The sequence below is a fragment of the Noviherbaspirillum sp. UKPF54 genome, from assembly GCF_007874125.1.
In the GTDB taxonomy this organism is placed as follows: Bacteria; Pseudomonadota; Gammaproteobacteria; order Burkholderiales; family Burkholderiaceae_D; genus Noviherbaspirillum.
In genome coordinates this window covers 566,609-588,949 of the sequence record NZ_CP040128.1, presented here as the reverse complement: position 1 = coordinate 588,949, position 22,341 = coordinate 566,609, and the positions used below count along the sequence as shown (strand labels likewise).

At 65.1% G+C, this 22,341-nt stretch carries 19 protein-coding genes; 12 read left to right on the top strand and 7 right to left on the bottom strand.

Annotated elements, in window-relative coordinates; genetic code table 11:
- The first annotated feature begins 27 nt into the window (after nt 1–27).
- The 7 genes from FAY22_RS02710 to FAY22_RS02680 all read left to right on the top strand — a co-directional run bounded on the left by FAY22_RS02710 (nt 28) and on the right by FAY22_RS02680 (nt 6,760).
- On the top strand, nt 28–1,422 hold the full coding sequence (locus FAY22_RS02710; protein ID WP_146328802.1) for an ATP-binding protein: 1,395 nt from the start codon (nt 28–30) through the stop codon (nt 1,420–1,422).
- A 2-nt stretch (nt 1,423–1,424) separates the two neighbouring features.
- Complete coding sequence (locus FAY22_RS02705) at nt 1,425–2,072, top strand: response regulator transcription factor (protein WP_146328801.1); 648 nt, start codon at nt 1,425–1,427, stop codon at nt 2,070–2,072.
- Between the two features lie 11 nt (nt 2,073–2,083).
- A complete protein-coding gene (gene pip / locus FAY22_RS02700; protein ID WP_146328800.1) occupies nt 2,084–3,010 on the top strand; it encodes a prolyl aminopeptidase in 927 nt (308 codons plus the stop codon).
- Between the two features lie 133 nt (nt 3,011–3,143).
- Nucleotides 3,144–4,289: a pyrroloquinoline quinone biosynthesis protein PqqE gene (gene pqqE / locus FAY22_RS02695; protein WP_146328799.1), complete on the top strand. Its 1,146-nt coding sequence runs from the start codon at nt 3,144–3,146 to the stop codon at nt 4,287–4,289.
- 101 nt (nt 4,290–4,390) lie between these two features.
- Nucleotides 4,391–4,897 carry a urate hydroxylase PuuD gene (locus FAY22_RS02690; RefSeq protein WP_146328798.1) on the top strand — a complete coding sequence of 169 codons (507 nt, stop codon included), beginning with the start codon at nt 4,391–4,393 and terminating at the stop codon, nt 4,895–4,897.
- 4 nt (nt 4,898–4,901) lie between these two features.
- Complete coding sequence (gene serC / locus FAY22_RS02685) at nt 4,902–6,020, top strand: 3-phosphoserine/phosphohydroxythreonine transaminase (RefSeq protein WP_146328797.1); 1,119 nt, start codon at nt 4,902–4,904, stop codon at nt 6,018–6,020.
- Entirely contained in the window at nt 6,017–6,760 is a 744-nt protein-coding gene (locus FAY22_RS02680) for a dihydroorotate dehydrogenase (protein WP_146328796.1), read from the top strand. The genes serC and FAY22_RS02680 overlap by 4 nt, the downstream gene beginning before the upstream one ends.
- Before the next feature lie 86 nt (nt 6,761–6,846).
- Here FAY22_RS02680 and FAY22_RS02675 read toward each other — a convergent pair whose 3' ends face one another.
- From FAY22_RS02675 to FAY22_RS02660, 4 genes are all read right to left on the bottom strand, one after another.
- The gene (locus FAY22_RS02675; RefSeq protein ID WP_168204748.1) at nt 6,847–7,572 is read right to left on the bottom strand and encodes a lipid-binding SYLF domain-containing protein; all 726 of its coding nucleotides are present in this window, start codon (nt 7,570–7,572) and stop codon (nt 6,847–6,849) included.
- A 154-nt stretch (nt 7,573–7,726) separates the two neighbouring features.
- Nucleotides 7,727–9,097, bottom strand: a complete 1,371-nt coding sequence (locus FAY22_RS02670) for a N,N-dimethylformamidase beta subunit family domain-containing protein (RefSeq protein WP_146328794.1) — start codon at nt 9,095–9,097, stop codon at nt 7,727–7,729.
- A gap of 41 nt (nt 9,098–9,138) precedes the next feature.
- Nucleotides 9,139–10,830 (bottom strand): carbamoyltransferase C-terminal domain-containing protein, encoded by a 1,692-nt coding sequence (locus tag FAY22_RS02665; protein ID WP_146328793.1) that lies wholly within the window; start codon nt 10,828–10,830, stop codon nt 9,139–9,141.
- 18 nt (nt 10,831–10,848) lie between these two features.
- Nucleotides 10,849–11,661: an MBL fold metallo-hydrolase gene (locus FAY22_RS02660; protein ID WP_168204747.1), complete on the bottom strand. Its 813-nt coding sequence runs from the start codon at nt 11,659–11,661 to the stop codon at nt 10,849–10,851.
- Between the two features lie 251 nt (nt 11,662–11,912).
- On the opposite strand from FAY22_RS02660, the gene FAY22_RS02655 reads away from it, so the two are divergent.
- Both FAY22_RS02655 and FAY22_RS02650 read left to right on the top strand, forming a co-directional pair.
- Nucleotides 11,913–12,170, top strand: coding sequence for a hypothetical protein (locus FAY22_RS02655; protein WP_146328791.1), 258 nt, complete (start codon nt 11,913–11,915; stop codon nt 12,168–12,170).
- Nucleotides 12,171–12,333: 163 nt separating this feature from the next.
- A complete protein-coding gene (locus tag FAY22_RS02650; protein WP_146328790.1) occupies nt 12,334–14,163 on the top strand; it encodes a hybrid sensor histidine kinase/response regulator in 1,830 nt (609 codons plus the stop codon).
- Between the two features lie 28 nt (nt 14,164–14,191).
- Here FAY22_RS02650 and FAY22_RS02645 read toward each other — a convergent pair whose 3' ends face one another.
- Entirely contained in the window at nt 14,192–14,836 is a 645-nt protein-coding gene (locus tag FAY22_RS02645; RefSeq protein WP_168204746.1) for a response regulator transcription factor, read from the bottom strand.
- A 411-nt stretch (nt 14,837–15,247) separates the two neighbouring features.
- Between FAY22_RS02645 and FAY22_RS02640 the strand changes: the two genes are divergently transcribed.
- From FAY22_RS02640 to FAY22_RS02630, 3 genes are all read left to right on the top strand, one after another.
- Nucleotides 15,248–18,031 (top strand): serine/threonine-protein kinase, encoded by a 2,784-nt coding sequence (locus FAY22_RS02640; RefSeq protein ID WP_146328788.1) that lies wholly within the window; start codon nt 15,248–15,250, stop codon nt 18,029–18,031.
- A gap of 296 nt (nt 18,032–18,327) precedes the next feature.
- A complete protein-coding gene (locus tag FAY22_RS02635) occupies nt 18,328–18,690 on the top strand; it encodes an adenosine deaminase (protein WP_146328787.1) in 363 nt (120 codons plus the stop codon).
- Nucleotides 18,690–20,540: a DUF4105 domain-containing protein gene (locus FAY22_RS02630; RefSeq protein ID WP_146328786.1), complete on the top strand. Its 1,851-nt coding sequence runs from the start codon at nt 18,690–18,692 to the stop codon at nt 20,538–20,540. Before FAY22_RS02635 ends, FAY22_RS02630 begins: the two co-directional genes overlap by 1 nt.
- Nucleotides 20,541–20,571: 31 nt before the next feature.
- Here FAY22_RS02630 and FAY22_RS02625 read toward each other — a convergent pair whose 3' ends face one another.
- Together FAY22_RS02625 and FAY22_RS02620 are read right to left on the bottom strand one after the other, a co-directional pair.
- Nucleotides 20,572–21,387, bottom strand: coding sequence for an alpha/beta hydrolase (locus FAY22_RS02625; RefSeq protein WP_168204745.1), 816 nt, complete (start codon nt 21,385–21,387; stop codon nt 20,572–20,574).
- Nucleotides 21,388–21,533: 146 nt separating this feature from the next.
- A complete protein-coding gene (locus FAY22_RS02620; protein WP_168204744.1) occupies nt 21,534–22,307 on the bottom strand; it encodes a PP2C family serine/threonine-protein phosphatase in 774 nt (257 codons plus the stop codon).
- Nucleotides 22,308–22,341 lie beyond the last annotated feature (34 nt).

Below are 22,341 nucleotides of genomic sequence, written 5' to 3'. Positions count from 1 at the left end.
GCGCCCGATCAGGAGGCGAATGCAACCATGACCACTACACTGCGACTGGACGAATTGAGCCTGCATACCCGCATCAGCCTGGTGCTGACGGCGCTCGCCGCGGCGCTGGTGCTGGCGCTGGGAAGCCTGTGGCTGAAGCAGACGCAAGATTCGATCCGCGAAGAAGTTCAGGCCGCCACCCGGGTCGCCGAGCAGTGGCTGGGCGCCGTCGCACTCGAAATGCGCACACAGCCGCCCGGCTGGACCAGCCAGCGGCTGCTCGCGCATCTGCAGGCCGCAGGCCGGATCCGCGCCAATGCACTGGAAGCCGTCGATGCTTTCGGCCGGCGGCGCTATCTCTCTCCGCAGCCGACCTACAAGGCCGGCCATTCCGCTCCCGGCTGGTTCGCCGCCCTGGTCGAACCCGGATTCGCCGCGCATCGGGTCGAGGCCGGCGAGCTGACGCTGATCCTGCGCCCCGATGGGTCGCGCGCGACGCTGGATGCGTGGGACGATTTGTGCGCGATGGCCGGGTGGGCCGGCGTGCTGCTGGTGGTGCTGTTCTTCGCGGTGCGCCATGCGCTCGATCGCGCCTTGCGCCCCCTTGGCCAGGTGATGGCGGCCCTCGACCGCACCGGCCGCGGGTGCTTTGACACCCGCCTGCCGGTCTTTCCGGCACCGGAACTCGGACGGCTGGCGAAAGCTTTCAACGGCATGGCCGATCGCCTCGTCGAAGCCGTCAACGACAACGTGCGACTGAGAAGCGAGCGCGAATGGGCCGACCGCCTGCAGGCAAGAATCGAAGGCGAGCGCCGCGGCATCGCACGCGAACTGCACGACGAGCTGGCGCAGGGCATCACCGCCATGCGTGCGCTGGCCGGCGCCATCGCGCAGCGCAGCGGCGACCAGCCCGCGCTGCTCGGCCCGGCCCAGAGCATCGTTGCCGTGACCGGGCAGATGCAGGATGGCGTGCGCGCCATCCTGCATCGACTGCGCCCGCTCCAAGACGGCCCTGGCGCCGACGCGGACGATACGTTGCGCCGCTACCTGCAGGCATGGCAGCAGCACTATCCCGACATCACGCTCCGCATGATGCTGGATGCCGGCTCGCAGCCGCTCTGCGACGACGTGATCCAGGCCCTCGTGCGCATCACCCAGGAAGGATTGACCAACGTGGCCCGGCATGCCGCCGCCACGCAGGTGGAGGTGACGCTGCGCCGACTCGGGGCCGGTGAAGATGCCTGGCTGGAGCTGATCCTTGCCGACAACGGCCGCGGTCTCGGCACTCCCTCGGCGGCAGCCGGCTGCGGCTTCGGTCTGGCCGGCATGCGCGAGCGCGTGCTGGCGCTCGCGGGCGAACTGCAATTCGACACGGCCGCGGGCAGCGGCACGCGGCTGCGCGTGCGGCTGCCGCTAAACAATGTCACGTCTCTGGAGGAATAATCATGAGCGCATCTCTTGCCGGTCTGAAGATCCTGCTGGCCGACGACCATGCCATTGTCCGCATGGGTTTTCGCCTGCTGCTGGAAGGCGCTGGCGCGGCCGTCGCGGGCGAAGCCGGCAGCGGCGAGGAGGCATTGCGCCTGTACGCCGACGTCGTGCCGGACGTGCTGGTGATGGACGTTTCGATGCCGGGCACCGGCGGCCTGGCGGCACTCGAGCGCCTGTGCGTCCGCCACCCGCAGGCGCGGGTGCTGATGCTCTCGGCGCACCAGGACGCGGTAATACCGGTGCGCGCGCTCAAGGCCGGCGCCTCCGGCTACCTGTGCAAGCGCTGCCTGCCGGAGGAATTCCTACAGGCGGTCAGGCAGGTCGCGCACGGGCGACGCTATCTCGATCCGGAACTGGCGCAGCAAGTGGCGCTGGCCCAGATTTCCGGCACCGCCCATCCGGCCGATACGCTGACCGAAAAGGAATTCACCGTCTTCCTGCAGCTGGCGAAGGGACGCACCGTGAACCAGGTGGCGCAGGACTTCCATTTGAGCGCGAGCACCGTCGGCACCCACCTCTACCACATCAAGCAAAAGCTCAATGCCGCCAATGCAGCCGAGCTGGCTGTCATCGCCATGCGTTCGGGACTGATGGAGGCATAAAGGCATTCGCCATGCACGAGCCGCTATTGCCCAGGACAGCGCCCTTCCGCACGCATCAGCTGTCCGTCGGCGGCGGTCATTCCCTGTACGTGGAGGAATGCGGGCGACCTGACGGCATGCCGCTGGTTTTCCTGCATGGCGGCCCGGGCAGCGGATGCTCGCCAGAGCACCGCCGCTTCTTCGATCCGTCCCGCTTTCGCGCCGTGCTGTTCGACCAGCGCGGCAGCGGCCGCAGCGAACCGCTGGGCAGATTGCAGGACAATACCACCGCGCACCTGGTCGCCGACCTCGAACGCATCCGCGCAGCGCTCGGCATCGAACGCTGGATCATGTTCGGCGGATCCTGGGGCAGCCTGCTTGCGCTCGCCTATGCCATCCGGCACCCGGCTCCGGTCGCGGGATTGGTGTTGCGCGGAATATTTCTCGGTTCGGATGACGAGCTGCGGCGCTTCGTGAACGGTGCGGACGGCGCCGCGCCGATCGCGTGGCAAGCCTTCGCGAAGGGCATTCCGCCGCAGGAGCGCGGCGATCTGCTGCGCGCCTATACCGCGCGCCTGCTCGTTCGCGACGCCGGCGCAGCGCGCCGCTGGCTCGATTACGAGCGGGCGCTGATGGGAGAAGCACCGCTGGCGGACGCGCCGGATGCGCGGCGCCTGGCCAAGACCGCGATCCAGGCGCACTACCTGGACAATGGCTGCTTCACCGATCCGGATACCCTGCTCGCCGGCTGCGCCAACCTGCGCCACATTCCCGTGTGCATCGTGCAGGGCCGGCGCGACGCGGTCTGCCCGCCGGCCGCGGCACGGCGTGTCCATCGCGTCTTGCCGCAAGCCGAATGGTTCGACGTGGAAAACGGCGGGCACAATGCGCTTGCGCCGGACATGGCGGCGGCGTGCGTCGCGGCGCTCGCCCGGGTCGCTACGCGCGCCGGCATGTAGGCAACTCCTCCATCAAGAAAATCGCGAGCCCGCGCTCGGTAAAAAACCGACGGCCGTCTCCACGCTATCTCGTCGCGCCCTATGACGCGCCAGTCCACAATGCATCAGACGCTGGATGAGAAAGGAATCGACCATGCCGAAAGAATCGAAGGGAATCAGCCTGGACGGCGACGGCAAACCGCTGTGGCTGACGCTGGAGCTCACCTATCGCTGCCCGTTGAAGTGCCCCTGGTGTAACAACCCGCTGGATTTCAAGGACTACGCGCAGCGCGAACTGTCCACCGAGGAGTGGAAACGGGTGCTGCGCGAGGGGCGCGCGCTGGGCGCGCTGCAACTCGGCTTTTCCGGCGGCGAGCCGCTGCAGCGCGACGACCTGGAAGATCTGGTGGCCTATGCGGATCAACTTGGCTATTACACCAACCTCATCACCTCCGGCATCGGGCTCACCGAGGCGCGCATGCTCACGCTGAAGAACGCCGGCCTTAAGCAGGTGCAGCTGTCGCTGCAGTCGACCAAGGCGGCGCTGACCGATGAGCTGGTCGGCGCACGCGCGCACGCGCACAAGCTGGAAGCGGCGCGCCTGATCAAGGCGCACGGCTTCCCGATGGTGCTGAACATGCCGGTCGGCAGGCAGAACATCGGCGACATCGACGCCATGTGCGAACTTGCATCCGGCCTGGGCGCCGAGTACATCGAGTTCGCCAACCTGCAGTATTACAACTGGGCGCTGGTCAACCGCGAAGAGCTGATGCCGACCATCGAGCAGGTGCGCGCGGCGGAGGCGACCGTGAATCGCTGGCGCGAAAAGCTGGACGGCAGCATGACCATCTATTTCGTCATTCCCGATTACTACGAAGGCCGGCCCAAGGCGTGCATGAACGGCTGGGGCGCGATCCACCTGACCATCGCCCCCGACGGCGTGGCCATGCCATGCCAGGAAGCGCGCGCGATTCCCGGTCTGGAATTCGAATCGGTGCGCGACAAGCCGCTGTCATGGCTGTGGCATGAATCGCCGCTGTTCCGCAAGTACCGGGGGCTCGACTGGCTGCCGGAGCCGTGCAGCTCCTGTTCGGAAAAGGAGAAGGATTTCGGCGGCTGCCGCTGCCAGGCCTTCCTGCTCACAGGCGACGCCTCCAACACCGATCCCGCGTGCAGCCGTTCGCCGCATCACCATGTGGTGCGGGAGGCGGTGGGCAGCGTGACGCGCCCGCTGCGCTTTCGCAAGCCGCTCTATAAGCGCACCGGCAGCGCCGTGTCGACCGCCTTCATGGAGGATTGAATGCGCCATCCCTACGACACTGCCGCCGGCACGGTGCTGCTCGGCCTGCTGCTGACCGGCCTGCTGTCCGCGTTGCTGCGGCTGCTGGCCTGAGGCGCGCGATGGACGGCGTTCCTTTCGACCTGCTGCTGCGCTGGATCCATTTCGCCGCGGGCGTCATCTGGGTCGGGCACAACTATTCGAGCGTGATCCAGCGGCCGACCTGGCGGCCTCCGGCGGCGGCCGATCTGAGCGACGACACGAGCCCGCGCTTCCAGGCGCTGCTCAACCGCGAGCACGGCTTCTTCCGCTGGGCCTCGGTGGTTGCCTGGTGCGCCGGCATCCTGATGCTGCAGCAGCGCGGCTGGCTGGCCGGCGCGCTCGGTTTGCATGGCGCGCTGGCGCCGATCGGCGCGGGCACCTACATCGGCACGCTGATGATGGCCAACGTCTGGCTGGTGCTCTGGCCGCACCAGCAAAAGGTGCTGGGCCTCAAACCGGCGACGCTGGAAGAGCGCCTGCGCTGCTCGCGCATCACCCACCTGTCGTCGCGCACCAATACCATGCTGTCGATCCCGCTCCTGTTTTTCATGGCCGCCAGTTCGCACGGCGGCCTGCTTGCCGCCTGACGCGATGACTTTGCATCCGCCCCGCCGCGTTGACACGGTCTGGAATTTCGCCGCGGGGCCGTCGCGCCTGCCCGACGCGGTGCTGGCACGCGCTGGCGATGAATTGTTTTGCCGCGGTGCGGACGGCGCGGCGGCGATCGAGCGTCCGTTTTCCGGGCCCGCCTTCCGCAAGGTGCTCGATGACGCCCGCGTGCACCTCGCGCAGCTTCTCGATGTGCCGGACAATTATCGCGTGCTGTTCCTCGCCGGCGGCGCCATGCATCAGTTTTCGGCGGTGCCGATGAACCTGCTTGATCCGACGCGCGGCCTGACCCGCGTCGCCTATGCCGATTCCGGCTACTGGTCGCGGCGCGCGATGCAGGAAGCCTCGCGTTATGCGCAGGTCGCCGTCGTCGCCAGGCATGCCGATGAAAAGCCGCTGAGCGCGCCGACCGCCGGCGACTGGCATGTACCGCCGGACTGCGCGTATTGCCACATCACCGCGAATGAAACGGTCGACGGCCTTGCCTATCCCGAATGGCCCGACACCGGCGATGCGCCGCTGGTGGCCGATGCGACATCCTGCTTTCTCGGCGCGCCGCTCGACGTCTCCCGCTTCGGCCTGATCTATGCCAGCGCGCAGAAGAACATCGGGCCGGCCGGCATGACCGTGGTCATCGTGCGCGAGGACTTGCTGCGGCGTCCGGCGCGCGCCGCCCCGTCTCCCTTCTGCTATCGCCTGCAGGCGGCGTCGGAGGGGGGCGTCAATACGCCGCCGACACTGTCCATCCAGCTCGCGGGCATGGTCTTCGAGTGGATCGCCGACTGCGGCGGATTGACGGCCATCGCCGCGATCAACCGGCGCAAGTCGGATCTGCTGTACCGTGCCATCGACAGCAGCGGCGGCTTCTACACGGCGCCGGTGGCACCCGGCCACCGTTCGGTGATGAATGTGCGCTTCCATCTGGCCGACGACAGACTGATCGAGCACTTCCTGCGCGATGCCGAAGCGGCGGGTCTGACCCATTTGCGCGGCCATCGCGAGGTCGGAGGCTTGCGCGCCAGCCTGTACAACGCCATGCCGCTGGCTGGCGTGGCTGCGCTGGCCGACTTCATGGCCGAGTTCCAGCGGCGCCGCGGATGAGCGGGCGTCAGTGGCCCGGCGGGATCGGGCTGGCCGGGGGCATCGACAAGGATGGCAGCCGGGCGGCCGAATTGCTTGCAGCGGGGTTCGACAGTGTCGAATTCGGCACGGCGATCCCGCGGCCCGAATCGGGCGAGCATCCCTGCGTTGCCTCGCTGGCGGCCCGGCTCGCGGCGCTGGCGAGATGCGCCGACGCGCGGATCGGGATCGGGATCGGGATCGGGATGGGCGACGGCGCGAGTCCGGCGGCGCTGGCGGCCGAGTGGGTCTGCGGGCTGCACGCCGCGTATGACGTGGCCGATTACCTGAGTTTCAATCTGAGCGCGCGCCGTTACCGGCCGTTGTTATCCGCAGCACTCCTGCCTCTGCTCATGCATGCGATGGAAGCCGTCGCCGCCGCGCGGCGACGATGCGCAAAGGAGTCGGGACGACGCGTCGCCCTGGCGCTCAAGCTGCCGCTCGGTTCAGACGGCATGCTTCCGCTGATATTGGCCGAGGCGGCGGCGGATGCAGGCTTTGACGCGGTCACGGCGGTGCTGCCCGAGAATGTGGGGCGCCTGTCCCGCCTGCGCCATCTGGCGGCGCACCTGCATGGCAAGGCCGCGCTAGTCGCCGTGGGCGGCATACGCAGCGCCGGCGATGTGGCAGCGGCGCTGGCCTGCGGCGCCGACGGTGTGCAAGTCCATACCATCTTCGCGCAATGCGGCGCGGCCTGTCTCGCATCGCTGCGCGCCCGCTGAGCACCGTTGAACCGGGGCGCCGCCGAAAACGCCCTATGATCGCCGCGTGCCGAAAAAAGAATCGGCGCCCCAAGGCGCCGATTCTTTTACTTGTTGCTGTCCGACGAGCCGGATGGCGAGGAGGTACCTTGTCCGCTGCCGGAAGCGCCGCCCCGCATGGAGCCCGAGCTGCCGGTAGACGTCTCCGACGAGATCCCGGCGAGCGCCTCCTTGAGCACGTCGGCATGCGGGTTCTGCACCTTGCCGCTGATGACATCGTTGGCCGCCACTTCGCGCCGGTAGTAGGCACTGGTCTGATCCTGGCTGAAGCGGATGTCCTGCACGCCGATGGCGGCGCTGCCGAACAGGCCCTTGGTGCCCGACCAGGCGACGATGTCGCCGGTGCCGGCATTGCCTTGTGCGACTTTCGACCAGTCGACGATCGTCAGCCCGGCGTCGGCGCTGAGCGAGAAGTTGTTCTGCTGCCGGAAGCTGTTGACCGCCTTGTCGTTCGTCAGCACCATCGCGATCGGCCCCGCTTCGGCGCCGGCCTGGGCGCCGATGCTGATGCCCCCGATGTTATAGAAAACCGGATTTCCCCAGGTACCGTTGTTCTTGGCCAGCAGCACGCCTGCCCCGCCGCTGCCGCCCACGCCGAGCGCCGCGCGCCCGTATTCCGGCACGATGAAGACGCCCTTGGCTTGCTGCAGCAACTTGTTCATGCCGGGCTCGTTTTCCATCCTCTTGACCACCGCGGCGGCATCGTTGATGTGCTGCATGGCGTTTGCTTGCGCCTTGCCTGATTGCTGGCTTTCCTGACGGCTGGTGTCCATGGATTGTGCCGAGACAAGGCCGCCCAGCGACAACAGTGCGAGCGAACAAGCTGTAACAATTACGCGCATTTTGTATTTTGCAGCGATCATTTCATGCTCCTTTCAGGTTCGTTGCTTATCAAGCCGCACGCTACCCCGGCGGCCGCCTTCCGCATCAAGGCGCTGCAAGCTCCATGCCGCCCAGCCTTTCGATGATGTTGCGGGTGATCCGCTCCACCCGCTTGTCCTGTCCGCTGGAAAGCACCTGCGCCCAGTCGGTCGTGCCGGCGCTAAACACCGTGCCGTTGCGTGTGAAGACGGCCATGGTAGCCGCATGGATGCCCGCGCCAGGGCCATGATTTTCGCGCGGCGGCAGCTCCTGCCAATCGCCGCCGAGCACAGCGGCCGCCAACAGCTGCAAGTCCGGCGGCGTGCCGCAGCGCCCGGCATCGTCGGCAAGCTCCGCCATCCCGGTCGCCTGGTCAAAACTCTGCAGCGGCGCGCCATCGCACTCGTAGCCGACCAGCGGCGGCAAGGTATCGGCCCCGAACGATTGCCCGCGCCGCAGCCCGGTGCCCGCGAATGCCCAGTGCAGCGGTTGCTGCGCCACGTACCCGCCGGCGCGGCGCGGCCCATCCCACCAGCCGCCGCCGTGGCGATAGCTCGCGCCGGTCAGCCCATCCTCCGGGCGGCCCGCGCCGCTCGGAGGCCACCAATGGTCGAAGGCGCCGCGCGGCCCGCCCTGATGGCACACGATCGCGCCTGCATTATCGACCACATGAATGCGCCACCAGCAGATGTTCGCGCCGAAGAACGCCGCATTGCCGCCGGCCGTCACGAAGGCCTCCACCCGGTCGCGCATGGTCTCGCTCCAGTATTCGTCGTGTCCCACGCTGAGCAGCAGGCGGTAGCGGCCGCACAGCGCGGGGTCGTCATGGAGGTCGAAGTCGGTGCAGAAATCGGGCGTGCATCCGCGCCGCGCCATCCAGCCGATGAAGCGGGCATCCCAGTGCGCGAAAGTCTGGCGCGGCGAACTCGGGTCGTAATGATCGAGCGCGCCCCAGGTGTCGCCGCCGATGCCGCCGCCGGGACGATGCAGCGAAACACGCGCGCCCGGAGGATCGGACGAGCGCGGCGGATTGACGTAGAAGCAGCCGCCTCCGGTGCAGTTATAGGCGTGGTAGGTCGCCAGCGGAAGCTTGTAGAGAATCGGGCTGCGCCCCTGGCCGCGCACCACGAACAGCGCGGCCGCGCTGGTGGCGGCCAGGTGCAATGCCGCGCCGCCCGGCTCCTCCAGGTGCGCGATGTACACCGCCGACGGCCAGTCGCGCGGGATGGCGAATTCGTAGGCCGGCCACTGCCAGTCTTCGGCCGCGCCACGCGGCTGCGCGAGTTTCCCGGCCAGCCAGGGCGTTTCGCGCACCTGCTGCAAGCCGTCGCTCCAGCGGTGAAACACCACGCGAAAGCGCGCGGCATCTGTCGACACATGCAGCACCAGATGTTCGCCCGGCGCCACGCTGGCGCGGGCGGGATAACCGCTGATCATGCGGGCCTCCCCGGAGAAAATGCGGAGGGTTATGTGAATAGCTATGCGACCGCATCCGGTTCGATGCGCTTGCGTATCAGGAACGGCGGCATGGCAAGCGCGTGCATCGGCGTGCGGCGAAACGATTCGAGCGCCTCGGCCGGCGTCTCCACGATCGGCTCTTCCTTGCGGTTGAACGAGGTGTTGAGCAGGACCGGCACGCCGGTGCGCGCATCGAATCCGGCAAGCAGTGCGCGCAGCAGCGGATCGTCGCTCTCGCCCACCGTCTGCAGTCGCGCGGTGCAGTCGACGTGGGTGACCGCCGGAATGACGTGCGCCGCCTGCGGGCGCACCGGCGCGGCGAACTGCATGAAGGGCGACGGCCGGCGGATGTCGAAGAATTCCTCGGCGCGCTCCAGCAGCACGATCGGCGCCAGCGGCCGGAACCACTCGCGCTCCTTGACCCTGGCGTTGATCCAGTCGCGCACGTAGCCGTGGCGCGGATCGCCCAGGATGCTGCGATGGCCGAGCGCGCGCGGCCCGAATTCGCTGCGGCCCTGGTACAGGCCGACGACTTTGGTCGCGCACAGCAGGTCGACCATGCGCGCGCACAGCGCTTCGGCATCGTCGATGCGCTCGACCAGCAGGTCGTCTGCGCCGCGCAGCGCCGCTTCGATATCGTCCAGGCGCGGCGGCGGCCCGAGGAAGTCGCTGTCCCAGCGGAAGTCGCAGCGTTGTCCCAGCAGCTCGGTCAAGCCGTAGACGGCGCAGCCGAGCGAGGTGCCGGCATCGCTCGGCGCCGGCGGAATGAAGACGCGCCGGAACGGCGTTTCGCGCAGCAGACGGTCGTTGGTCGAGCAATTCAGGCCGGTCCCGCCGGCAAAGCACAGGTTCTCGGCGCCGGTCTGCCGGTGCAGCCAGCGCGCCACCTCGAGCACGGCTTCCTCGAAGGCGCGCTGGCCGGCAGCAGCGAGATTGGCGATATCGGCGAAGCGCGCGGCATCGGCCGCCTTGCCGCCGGCGTAGCGGAAGCGCCCGCGCTCGGCCAGGATCTCGAACCAGCGCGCCGGTATCGACACCCGCGCGCCGTCGACCTCGAGCGGAGGAAGGGCGAGTGCATCCGGATCGCCATGCGGCGCCATGCCCATGACCTTGCCCTCGTTGCCTTCGCCGGGGAAGATCGCCTGCGTCAGCAGGAAATAGAACATGCCGAGGCCCACCAGGCGCCGCTCGTCGCGGTCCCACAACTGCTTGCCGATGCACTCCACATGCCGGCGGTCGGCGCGGTAGAAGGACGACACTTCGCGCCAGTCGCCCGGCACGCCGGCCGCGCCGCTCCATTGCTCGGTGAGGTCGGACACGGCGCTGCCCTGCCCGTCGATGATCATCACCGCCGCTTCCTCGAACGGCGACGGGTGGAACACGCTATATACGTGCGACAGGTGATGCGAGATGCGCGCGCGGCGGCAGCCGGGGGAAAACCGCAGCGCTTCCATCAGTTCCTGTTCGTAGGCGGCCAGGTTGCCGATCTCGCTGTCAGACGAGTAGCACTCGACCAGCACGTCGATGGCCCCGTCCAGCGCAGCCAGCCGCGGCAGGTATACCTGGCGGAGGTCATCGACCTTACCCCAGTGGTGCTTCTGCCGCGTCAGCCTTTCCTTCTGAATCGCAAACACCACGCGCGATCCCTCCATCAGGCACAGACTGGCATCCTGGGTACGGTTCACGCCCAGTATTCTCGGTGTATCGTTCATCGTCTTCTCCTTTTGTTGTCATTGCAGCGCTTGCCATGCATAGCCGTCGCCTTCCTTGCGCAGGCGCCCCAGGCCGGGGGCCGGCGCATGCGGACATACCAGCAGCGCGTCACGCTCGACGGCCAGCGCAAACAGCCGTCTGCGGGTGCGCGGCGTGATGCCGGGATCGGTGTCGAAGGAACTCACCCAGCCGGGATGCGAGAAATGCAGCGGGTGGTGACAGACGTCGCCGAGAAAGAGCGCGCATTGTCCAGTCGATTCGATCAGCACGCTGGTATGGCCGGGAGTGTGGCCGGGCGTCGGCAACAGCGAAATCCCGGGGAACAGTTCCGTCTCGCCTTCCTCCAGCGCGAGCCTGCCCAGCCGCGCAAGCACGGCCAATTGCTCGTCGAATTCGGGCACATGCCCCGGCCCGCCGAACCACTCCCAGTCGGCCCGAGCCAGGTGGTAGCGGGCGCGCGGGAAGGTCGGCCGGCGCTCCCCGTCGCGCAAGGTCGTATTGCCCTTGATATGGTCGCCGTGCCCGTGCGTGAGGATGACGGTGCCGACCTGCTCGCGCCGGTAGCCCGCGCGAGTAAAGTCTTCCAGCAGATGGCCGGTGCAGCCGCCGTGGGTTTCGTCGCCGTAGCCGGTATCGATCACGATCAACTCCTCTCCGGTATCCACCAGGCCATAGTTGTGCCCGACCGGGATCTTTCCCTGCGCATCGACGTCGAGCAGGGCACGCCAGGCCGCTTCCGGCACGTTATGAAAAAAGAAGTGCGCCGGAAAGCGCCATGTGCCGTCATCTAGGACAGTGAAGCGGAAACGGCCTATGGGGAAGCTGCGCATCGATTTTTCCTTGCTCACGGTAGCGGATCGATGGCTGGCACAACCGATTCGGCGTTGCTGTCCATGTCCAGTTTTCCACGTGCAATCGTTGATCGAAAGACGGCGCTTCGGCGTGCAAGTTATGTGCCCTGAATACGCTTCCCGAGCCATGCCGAGGATTTGCGCAAGTGCAAACTGTTCATCGCATTGTCATAAATGGATCGCAGAATGCATCTCTCCAACCCGTAGGCGATTCCGTGATGGGACAGGAAATGAATATCACCGATGAAATGTTGCAAGCAGCGGTAGGGAAAGCCATCGAGGCAGGCTTGCTGCCTCGAAACGCGTGCCGTGACAATGCGGTCGAGAGCAAGGAACTCATGCGGCTGATCGTTCAGGCAGCCTTGTCAGCAGAACCGCATAGCGCCTTTATCAGCGGAGTGCCCGCGCTCGGCAGATGCCCCGGCGCGCCGCATCTTTCCGTCGTACAGGATAGAAAGCATGCAATTTCTACCTTTGCGTACGGCTGAATTTTTCCCTTGCTCTGCATATCGGCAGCCAGCCCGCTGATGTAACCGGACAGCGTTTAACCTATATCAAACCTGCCGCCTGCCCGGATGGCTTCTCCGCGCCGAGTCTCGGTACGCTGTGTGGATTCCGGTTTTCGCATATGTGCGCCTCGCGGGAGTTTTTATGTCCGACCCGAAAGCCGCCAGCGACAGCACGCTCGGCGTCGCCGCCATGGACGAGCGGATTTCACGCTGGCGAATCGGCGTCCTGCGCCAGCAAGTGATTTACGCGGGTTGCCTGCATGTATTGTGCGCCACCGTGCTGGCGGCGCTGCCCCTTCCCAAGCCTTTTCCTGCCCTGCAAGGGGTTGCACTCGCCGCCGCCATATGGATCGCCGGCACCGCCGGCTGCTACGGCTTTACCGCTACGCGTTTTGCAGCCAGGTATCCGCGCCGTGCGGCGGGCTTGTTTTGCGTTGCCGTGTCGCTCTGGGCGCTGGCATGGGCCATCGCGTTCCAGCAATTGCTTCCGCACGTGCCCGGCACTGCGCTGCCGGCGATCGTGCTGCTGCTCGCGGCGGGCACCGCGCTGGCGTTCGCCGCCAGCTTCGCGGCGATGGCGTGCTTCACCCTGTTCCTGCTGCTGCCGTTCGCAGCGCACCTGCTGGCCGGCGGCGCAGCCGACGGACTGTCGCTGGGCATCGTCGTGCTCGCGCTGCTGCCCCTTTACCTCGCATTGTGCCGGCGCCTGAACCAGGTCGTGCTGGAGAATTGCCGCCTGCGCATCGAGAGCGAACAGGCGGCAGAAATGCTGCGCGAACGCGCCGGGGCCGACGCCGTCCTGCGCGAGCGCACCGAGCAGGCGTTGCGCACGGCCGAACAGGCCTGCGCCGACAAGACGCGCTTTCTTGCCGCAGCCAGCCATGATTTGCGCCAGCCGGTGCATGCGATCAGCCTGTTCGTCGCCGCCCTCAAGCTGGAAAACTTCGACACCCGCGCCAAGTACCTGGTCGACCGGCTGGACCGCTCGCTGGCCGGACTGGACGAACTGTTCAACCGCCTGCTCGACATTTCGCGCATCGACGCCGGCGTCATCACCCCGTCGGCGCGGGTGTTCGAAGCCCATCCGATCGGGCAGACGCTGGAGACGCGCTTCGCGCCGCTGGCTGCCGGCAAGGCCCTGCGCTTTCACGTGCATTGCCCGAAGGGGCTGTTCCTGCACACCGACGCGGAACTGTTGATCGAGCTGATCATGAACCTGCTGTCGAACGCATTCCGCTATACCGAGCGCGGCGGCGTGCTGCTGGCGTTCCGCCCGCGCGGGGACAAGGCGCTGGTGCAGGTGTGGGACACCGGCTGTGGCATCCCGGAAGACCATCTCGACCGCATCTTCGACGAGTTCGTCCAGCTCGGCAATCCGTCGCGCGACCGCAGGAAGGGGCTGGGCCTGGGGCTGGCCATCGTCAAGCGCCTGTCAGGCATCCTCGGCTGTACGCTGCATGTGCGCTCGACGCCGGGCAAGGGCTCGCTGTTCGAGCTCGAAGTCGCGCGCAGCACCGACATCTCGGCCGCCGACTATGCGGCGACGCAGGCGCAACAGGCGGAGCAGGACTTGAGCGGCATGCTGGTGCTGGTGGTCGACGACGAGATCGATATCCTGGCGGCGATGGAAGCGATCCTGTCGTCATGGGGCTGCTATGCGATCCTGGCCCGCTCGATCGACGAGGCGCTCAAGTATGTCGATGCCAGCCTGCGCTACCCCGACGTGCTGATCACCGACCACCGGCTGGGCGACCACAAGACCAGCTTCGACGCGGTGCGGGCGGTGTCGGCGGTGGTGCCGTACGAGATACCGGTGATCGTGATTTCGGGCGAGGCGAATTCCGTGCTGGAACGCGAGGTGCAGGACATGGGCTGGCTATTCATGAACAAGCCGGTCAATGCCGCCGGCCTGTATCACGCCCTGCAGCGGGCGCTGGCCCTCGGCAGAAAGGAGTTGCCGCAGGTGGCGTGAAGAGGCACGGCCGGGCGGCGTTGTCGCGTCATAGCATCGGCAGCTTGATCCCGTACCTGGCCACGGCGATGAGCGCCTGCGTGCGGGACGCCACCTTCAATTCGCGCAAAATCGCGCTGACGTGGATCTTGACAGTCGACTCCACGATATTCAGGCGGCGCGCGATGAGCTTGTTGGGCAGGCCCATGATGATCAGGGCCAGCACTTCCTTTTGCCTTTCGGTCAGCGACCAGTTGCCGGAAGCGGCTGGCGCGCCAGCCGCGGCGTGCGGCAGCGCATCCGACTCCAGTATGCTTTCCGGCAGGTAGACCCGTCCGTCCAGCAGCACCTCGATCGCGTTGCGCATGCGTTCCGAATCGGCCGATTTCGGCACGAAGGCCTTGGCGCCGAGTTCGAGCGCCTTCAACACCGTGTTGCGGTCTTCTTGCGCGGACACGACGACGACCGGCATCAGCGCGTGCCGTTCCTTGAACAGTTCGAGCGCGACGAAGCCGGGCTGATCGGGCAGGTTCAGATCGAGAAAGACGAAGTCGATAGGCTGCGCCGCGGCAATCTCCAGCGCCGAGGCGCAGCTGCTGGCCTGCCACAACTCGGATTGCGGCTGAATTCTTTTGATCATGATCGCGATGCCTTCGCGGATCAGCGCATGATCGTCGACAATCAGAATCTTCATCGCTTGCGTCATCCCGCCAACCTGTTTGCGACAACCAAGAGGCTACTCCCGCGGCCTCGCCGCGTCTTTACTACTTGAGTATGATCGAATCGCCTCGCGTCCTGCGGTATCGTTGCCCTGATCTGATTCGGAAGAAATTTTTTATCTTCATCGTGGAAAAGCGGGGTCATCGTGATCAATGACAAGCAATCGCTCCATTGCGCGAACTATCTTTCCGCGGCACGAGCCCAATGGCTGGAAGAGACGGTCCGCATGCGCTCTCCCACCCAATTCACAACCGGCGCCATCCCGGCGATGCGTGCCCCGGCCCATCGGCAGCGACGAGACGCCATGCAGCGCCCCGCAGAAGTTGCGCCACGCCAAAGTCCGTGCCATGCCGCCCATCCAGCCTTAACGAGTCGGTGAATTCCTATGATGAACGACGACAAAGACAAAACCATGGTGCGCAGCCGTCGTGTGCCGCCTTCGGCCGCAGGCGGCTTGCCCGAGGAGCACAGCGTCAACGTGCTGCCGGTGGGCACGCGACTGGGCGAGTTCGAGATCCTGGAACTGATCGGCGAAGGCGGTTTCGGCATCGTGTACCTGGCCTACGATCACTCGCTGGAGCGGCACGTCGCGCTCAAGGAATACATGCCGACCGGGCTGGCCACGCGCACCACCCGCATGGCAGTCACGGTGCGCTCGCAGCACAACGCCGACACCTTCACGGCGGGGCTGAAGAGCTTCGTCAACGAGGCGCGCATGCTGGCGCAGTTCGACTCTCCATCGCTGGTGAAGGTGTACCGCTTCTGGGAAGCCAACGGCACGGCCTATATGGTGATGCCGTTCTACGAAGGCATCACGCTCAAGAAGGCGCTCAAGGAACACCGCATCACGCCCACCGAAAACTGGATCAGGATGCTTCTGGCGGACCTGTTCGATGCGATCGATACCATTCATCGCGTGCAATGCTTTCACCGCGATATCGCGCCGGACAACATCCTGCTGCTCAAGGATGGTCGTCCGCTGCTGCTCGACTTCGGCGCCGCGCGCCGTGTCATCGGCGACCTCACGCAGGGGCCGACCGTGATCCTGAAGCCGGGCTTCGCGCCCATCGAGCAATATGCCGACATCGCCGGGCTGCGCCAGGGCGCCTGGACCGACATCTACGCGCTGGCCGCGGTGGTGTATTACCTGATGACAGGACGCGCGCCGCCACCGGCGGTGGCTCGCATCGTCAAGGACGAGATGGTGCCGGCGCGCGAAGTCGGCAAAGGCCGCTACAGCAAGACCTTCCTGGCCGTCGTCGACAAGGCGCTGTCGGTCAAGCCGGAACAGCGCTACCAGTCGATCGCCGAATTGCGGCGCGCGCTCGACATCATGGAGTCGGTGCCACGCAGCCTGCCGCGCACCGGCACGCAATGGGGCAACACCGACGTGCCGACCGTCCCCATCGCCGAGGCCCGCCCCGAAAGAAAACAGGAGAAAAGGCCGGAAGAGCGCCCCGTGGCCCAGCCCGACCGCGACTGGCAGCGTGCGCGCGGCATGAGCCATGCCGACGAAGGCGTCAGGCGCGGCAAGCCGGCATGGCTCGCGCTGAGCTTGCTGCTGTTGGCCGGCATCGGCGCCGGCGGCTACTGGGGGATGCGATACTGGAACGCGCCGCATCAACCGGCGCTCGCTTCTTCCGGCAGCGCGCCTGCCGTCGAGTCGTCCGGCGCCAGCACGACACCGGATGACGCCAATCCCGAGCGCGAAGCTGCGTCAGCCCCGCCGCCCGCGCACGAACAAGTGCCACCGCCTGCGGCTTCCCAAGCACCATCGTCGCCAGCCACCGCACCGGCATCGCCGCCTGTCGCCGCCCTCACGAAGCCGCAGCCCTCATCCACCGATTCGTCCGAGGCCGCGGCCGCACCGCCCGCGCCGCCCCGCGAACAGGGCAACGGCAAGCGGCATGAAGCGCAAGCGCCGGTCGGGGAGACGCCGGCCCCCGCCGCGCGCAATGTCCGCACCCAGTCCGAGGATGATCTATGGCGCATCGCCTCCGCATCGGACCGCAACGACGCGTACGAGTTTTATCTCAACCGCTTTCCGAAGGGTCGGCATGCCGCCGTCGCGAAACAAAAACTCAAGCGCAAGACGCCCGTGGAAGAGCAAAGGCATGCCGCGATCGCGATGAACACTCCGGACGAAGCCCCTGCCCTGCCGTCGGCGCCTGCGCCGGCCGCTTCGGCGGCGCCAGAAACGTCCGGGTCGTCGGCATCCGAGAGCGAAAGCCAGGCCCAGGCCCCGGCACCAGCTGCCACGCCGCCGGCTGCACCGACCGCATCGGCGCCCGCTGCGCAAGCACCCTCATCCGCTGCGCCAGCCGCACCGGCGGCGTCGGCAGCAGCTCCCGATGCGGCACCGATTCCCCCGCAGGCATCGGCGGACGACCAGTCATGGCAGGCCGCGACGAGCGGCGACAAGATCAAGGATTACCAGGCATATCTCGACCGATATCCGAACGGGCGTCATGCGCCGGCGGCCAGCGACAAGCTGGCGAGCCTGAAGCGGCAGCTCGAACCGCCCGCGTCCCAGCCCAGGCAGCCGGCGCCGGCCGAGCGCGGCGAAAGTGCCGCAGCCGACGACGCCGAAAGCACATCCTTGCATAAGCCTGCCGCCGGCAACACCGTCCTGCGAATGGCTGGTCAAACCATGACCGGTCGCTTCACGGCCGATCCCAAGACCGGCATCGTATCGGGCACCGGACATATCGTCTGGAACAACGGCGACCGTTTCGAAGGAACGCTGGTCAACGGCGTCAAGCAAGGCAAGGGCCTGTTCGTATGGGCCAACGGCCAGCGCTACAAGGGCGAATGGGCCAACGACATGCCCAATGGCCGAGGCACCATCTACTTTGCCAACGGCAACCGTTACGATGGCGAAGTGAAGGATGGCCGCCCGCACGGCCAGGGCGTCACCCGCTTCAAAGGCGGCGACACCTATGCCGGCAACTGGGTGCGAGGAAAGAGCCAGGGACAAGGAAGATATACCTGGGCCAACGGCAGCTATTGGGAAGGCGAATTCCGCGACGACAGGAGAACGGAAAACGGCAAGATGGTGTTTGCCGATGCGGCCGCCAATCAGCGCGCGGCCTCCGCCGCTTCGGATACGCCCACCTCGGGCAACGGCCAGGATACCGGCAGCGCGGCGGCAGGTGGCGGCAAGGAATAAAACAGGGAGGCCGCGATTTTTCCAGATATCTCCTCGGCTCATGCAAAGGCATCGATGCAGACAACATGCGTGTCGCTCGCCAGCGATGCATCGGTCAAATCATCCCCACGATACAACATCGGGCAGACATTTATGCTCAGATGTATACGCGCCTTAACACACTTAGACAGGTAGCCTGTCAAAACTTGCATTCTCCATATTCACAAGCTAAGCTCCCGCTCGGCTCTTGTCGTATCACAACGTACTACAACCGATAAGGCCGATCCAACAACAATCGAAAAAAAGGGAGTTTCATAATGAAAGTCGCAGCATATGTCGCTATCGCCGCCGCAGTTGCATTAAGCGGTTGCGCATCCATCCTCAACGAGAAGACCCAGCCGATCAACGTGTCGAGCTCGACCGGCGGCGAAATCAAAGGCAAGGTGGATGGCGTTCCGTTCAGCGGTCCGGGCGTTGTGAATGTCCTCCGCGAGAACAAGAACAAGGTGATCGTCGCTGAAACCTCGGGCTGCGCCAAAGAGACCGTTATCGAAAAGAATGTCGATCCGAAGTTCTTCGTCAATATCCTGAGCGGCGGTGCTTTCGGCTCCACGACCGACTACTCCACCGAAAAGATGTGGAAGTATTCCGAGAACGTTGTGATCTCCTGCAAGTCGTAATGCGTATTGCGGACTTGTTCGCGAAAAGCGGCATTCTTGCCGCTTTTTTTTATTGCCTGTTCCTGCCTGCGACAGCGGTGAACGCTGCATCGCCATCCTCCGAGCTGTCGCAACGCCTCGGCGCATTGGCGCAAGAACGGCGGCTGCACGATTCCACGGTCTGGCACTCCCTGCTGCATGCGTCCGGAACACGCGCTTATCTGCGCGACCCGAATTTTTTGCTGAGCCTGCCGAATTTCACGCCCGAGGCGGAACTGAAGCGCACCGTCGAATTCCTCTACGGAGGACCCGCGGCCAACGTCTGCCGTTTTCCCGCACGCTACCAATTCCTGCGCCATCATCTGGATGCGCCTCCGTTGCCGCTGGAAGACTGCCCGGATGTGGTCGAATTCCGTGCGAAGGCGCCTGCCGAACGCATCTCGCTGGTATTCGCCAGCGAGAATCTGACCCAGCCCGCAAGCATGATGGGCCATGCATTCCTGAAGATCTCCGGGCACGACCGATCCGGCAAGGAGCTAAGCCACGCCATCTCCTTTTACACTGAGACAGGCACGGTCAACGTTCCCAAGCTTCTCTACGACAGCACGGTAAAGGGAAAGCCCGGCTACTTCACGCTTTCGCCCTACCATGAAAAACTCGAGCAATACATCAATGACGAGCAGCGCAGCGTATGGGAGTATCAGCTGCAGCTTGACGAGACGGACAGGGAGCTGCTTCTGCTGCATCTGCTTGAATTAAAGCAGGCAAGCTTTACCTACTTTTTCCAGGACTATAACTGCGCGACGCTGGTCTACTTCATCCTGGGCACGACCAGCGAGCGCCTCAAGCATGACGGTTACTGGGTCACGCCACGCGATGTCGTCCAACATGCCGCTACCGCCGGCCTGGTCCAGCGCACGGAAGTCCTCACACCGGACCGCTGGGTGATCCGCGCACTGGCTCAGCAGCTGCCGGCCGCGACTTTGCGCGAGACCGGCAACCAGGTGCTGCGTGGACTGTCGCCGGATGCGTGGGCCGAAGAGCGCGACAATACGGCGTTCCTGCGATTGATGCTCGCCGAGACCGACAACGACTATGCGTTCCGCCAGGGCCGGCTGGCTCGTTCGGTCTGGTCGCAGAATCGCGAGGTGCTTGCGCAAATCAAGCAGAGGGATTATCCGCATACCCAACTCGAAACAGGGGACGACAGAAACCCGCTGTTCGCGCCACCCGACAAGCAATTGAGCTTCGGATTGGCATCGGTAGAAGGCCTGCCGGAACTGCGTATCAATTTTTTGCCCGTCTCGCATTTCATCACCGACGATAATCGCCGCTATTTCAACGAGAATGAATTGCTCCTGTTCGAGACCGAGGCACATGTATCGCGACGTGGAACGCTTTCGCTCGATCACCTCACCATTTACGGAATACAGGCGCTGACGCCGTTCGACCCGCTCACGGGCGGCATTTCAGGAAAGTTTCGCATCGGCGTCGAACAACAACGGGATGCGCAATTGCAGAAGCGCCGGGCGGCCTATATCAGTGGGGCCGTCGGCCTCACCGAGCGGGTAGCCGGAGACGTGGACATGTTTGTGCTGGCAGGAGGCGGCCTTGGTTACGCGCGGCACAGTTATGCTTATGCCGATATCCAGGCAGGAATTTTGGTGCGCGAAGTGTTCAACATGAAATCCATGTTGACGTATGACCGCATCATGGGTCAGGTAGACTCCGGAACACACTATGACACGCTGCGCTTTACGCAGTCGAAATACCTCGATCGCACGCAGACAATCCAGCTGGAATTCGCGCAAAACCGAAATAGCCGCACGCATGAAACGACCGCTGCATTAATCTACAAGCGATTGTTCTAGTATTCCTCATGGCGGGTGGAAGCGCATCCCTCTATGACGAATCGGTCGCGCTCGTCCCCATGGAGCGCAATATCGTTGTTCGCCCGAGCTCAAATATGTCATTGTGGTGCGCGCCGTTCACCTCCTGGTAATCCGCCCAAGGAAATTTCTGGCTCAACTCTCGTCCGAAATCGACAGGAACGACTTCGTCGGCGCTGCCGTGCACGATATGCAGGCTCACCTTGCGGTTCTCCAGTTCCTTCATGCGGACCAGGTTGTCGTATTCGTTGTTTATCAGCGGACCGACCCATGCGCCAAGGATGCGCTTGCCGATAGCTTCGAGCGAAGTGAACGGGGAGACCAGCACAACGCGTTGCGGCGCATGTCTTGCAGCAAACTGCAAAGCCGTGGCCGCGCCCAGAGAATGCCCCAGCACCGAAGTCTTGCTCCATAACTGGTCCTGGTCGGAACGAAGGTTAAGCGCAAGCTGGGCAAAGGCCCTCTCGCTCACCTCAAGAATTGATTCAGCGCTGGGGCTACCTTTGGAGAACCCGTAACCCGGATAGTCGATCAATAGGAATCCTGTTCCGGCATCCGGATACCGGTCGGTCCAGGCCAGCCAATTCAGCGCGGCACTTCCGTTACCGGGAAAAAATACCCACAGAGTATCGAGCCTTCCGGAGCGCGGAAGAACGTAAAACGCCCGCTGCAGTCCTTGCTGTGTAGAAAACGCAATGGGATGTACTGCGGAGGAAAGTTGAGAAAGGGAAAAAGAATAGCTGCGTGGATGGTAGACCAAATAGTTTTGGGGAGAACATCCGGCGACCATGAAGGCCAGTAGAGGCAAAACTCCGTTGAAGAATCTCATATGTTCTCCGGCCGTGCCCGCAATATGGATAGTGTAGGACCGCGATGCACCTATGTCTATCGGACAAACCACATCCGTGTCCATGGCATGCGCTATCTCAACAGAGCGCGCCGCACGGCATACGGGGCGCAATGCCTCCCAAGCGGTCAGCCTCCCCTGGCGCGCTGCACCGTCGTGCTCTCGACCTCGCCGCACCATACGCCGACGGCGGAATAGTTGTCCGATCCATCCCCGATCTGCAGGCTGATGTCGGCCTCCATCCGGGTGAGCCACTCGTCGGGCGTCATCGCGTCCATCAGCGCGCCCTCGATCGCCGCTTCGTCCTGCAAGCCCCAGAAGCCGTCGCTGCACAGCAGGAAGGCATCGCCTTCGCTGATCGCGAAAGGCCGCTCGACCACGCTCGGCTGGAACGACTCCTGCGAGCCGATCGAGGCGATCAGGACATTGCGTTCGCTGTGCGTGAGCGCTTCTTCCGCGCTGATCAATCCGCCGTCGACCATGCTTTGCACCAGGCTGTGGTCACGCGTGCGAAACTGGGTCGCGCCGTGCCGCAGCAGATACAGGCGGCTGTCTCCCACGTGGCCCCATACCGCGCACAGCGCCTCCGTGTCGAGCACCAGCACCACCAGCGTCGAACGCATGTCGGCCAGCGCGGGATCGCTGCCCTGCTGCTGCAGCACCGCGTCGTTGGCATGGCGCAGCAAGGCGGAAACCGCGGCGACCGATGCTTCCGGCTTGGCCACGAATTCCCGCAGCACCGCCTCGACCGCCACGCGCGAGGCCACGTCGCCGCCGCCGTGCCCGCCCGCGCCGTCGGCCAGCACGCAGCAGACAATACCCTCTTCCTGCAGATAGCCGCAGGCATCCTCGTTGCGCTCCCGGCCACCGACCCGGGACAAGGCGGAAATTCTACATTCCACGGATTCTCCTGCCACGTTGGTTAATTGGCCGTGC

What these genes read in the sequence shown, in the direction of transcription:
- FAY22_RS02630 (WP_146328786.1), top strand. Translation starts at nt 18,690, where the DNA reads ATGCGTATTGCGGACTTGTTCGCGAAAAGCGGCATTCTTGCCGCTTTT.
- FAY22_RS02640 (WP_146328788.1), top strand. Translation starts at nt 15,248, where the DNA reads ATGATGAACGACGACAAAGACAAAACCATGGTGCGCAGCCGTCGTGTG.
- FAY22_RS02660 (WP_168204747.1), bottom strand. Translation starts at nt 11,661, where the DNA reads ATGCGCAGCTTCCCCATAGGCCGTTTCCGCTTCACTGTCCTAGATGAC.
- FAY22_RS02675 (WP_168204748.1), bottom strand. Translation starts at nt 7,572, where the DNA reads ATGGACACCAGCCGTCAGGAAAGCCAGCAATCAGGCAAGGCGCAAGCA.
- FAY22_RS02690 (WP_146328798.1), top strand. Translation starts at nt 4,391, where the DNA reads ATGGACGGCGTTCCTTTCGACCTGCTGCTGCGCTGGATCCATTTCGCC.
- FAY22_RS02645 (WP_168204746.1), bottom strand. Translation starts at nt 14,836, where the DNA reads ATGAAGATTCTGATTGTCGACGATCATGCGCTGATCCGCGAAGGCATC.
- FAY22_RS02625 (WP_168204745.1), bottom strand. Translation starts at nt 21,387, where the DNA reads ATGAGATTCTTCAACGGAGTTTTGCCTCTACTGGCCTTCATGGTCGCC.
- FAY22_RS02705 (WP_146328801.1), top strand. Translation starts at nt 1,425, where the DNA reads ATGAGCGCATCTCTTGCCGGTCTGAAGATCCTGCTGGCCGACGACCAT.
- pip (WP_146328800.1), top strand. Translation starts at nt 2,084, where the DNA reads ATGCACGAGCCGCTATTGCCCAGGACAGCGCCCTTCCGCACGCATCAG.
- FAY22_RS02710 (WP_146328802.1), top strand. Translation starts at nt 28, where the DNA reads ATGACCACTACACTGCGACTGGACGAATTGAGCCTGCATACCCGCATC.
- FAY22_RS02655 (WP_146328791.1), top strand. Translation starts at nt 11,913, where the DNA reads ATGAATATCACCGATGAAATGTTGCAAGCAGCGGTAGGGAAAGCCATC.
- serC (WP_146328797.1), top strand. Translation starts at nt 4,902, where the DNA reads ATGACTTTGCATCCGCCCCGCCGCGTTGACACGGTCTGGAATTTCGCC.
- FAY22_RS02680 (WP_146328796.1), top strand. Translation starts at nt 6,017, where the DNA reads ATGAGCGGGCGTCAGTGGCCCGGCGGGATCGGGCTGGCCGGGGGCATC.
- FAY22_RS02670 (WP_146328794.1), bottom strand. Translation starts at nt 9,097, where the DNA reads ATGATCAGCGGTTATCCCGCCCGCGCCAGCGTGGCGCCGGGCGAACAT.
- pqqE (WP_146328799.1), top strand. Translation starts at nt 3,144, where the DNA reads ATGCCGAAAGAATCGAAGGGAATCAGCCTGGACGGCGACGGCAAACCG.
- FAY22_RS02650 (WP_146328790.1), top strand. Translation starts at nt 12,334, where the DNA reads ATGTCCGACCCGAAAGCCGCCAGCGACAGCACGCTCGGCGTCGCCGCC.
- FAY22_RS02665 (WP_146328793.1), bottom strand. Translation starts at nt 10,830, where the DNA reads ATGAACGATACACCGAGAATACTGGGCGTGAACCGTACCCAGGATGCC.
- FAY22_RS02635 (WP_146328787.1), top strand. Translation starts at nt 18,328, where the DNA reads ATGAAAGTCGCAGCATATGTCGCTATCGCCGCCGCAGTTGCATTAAGC.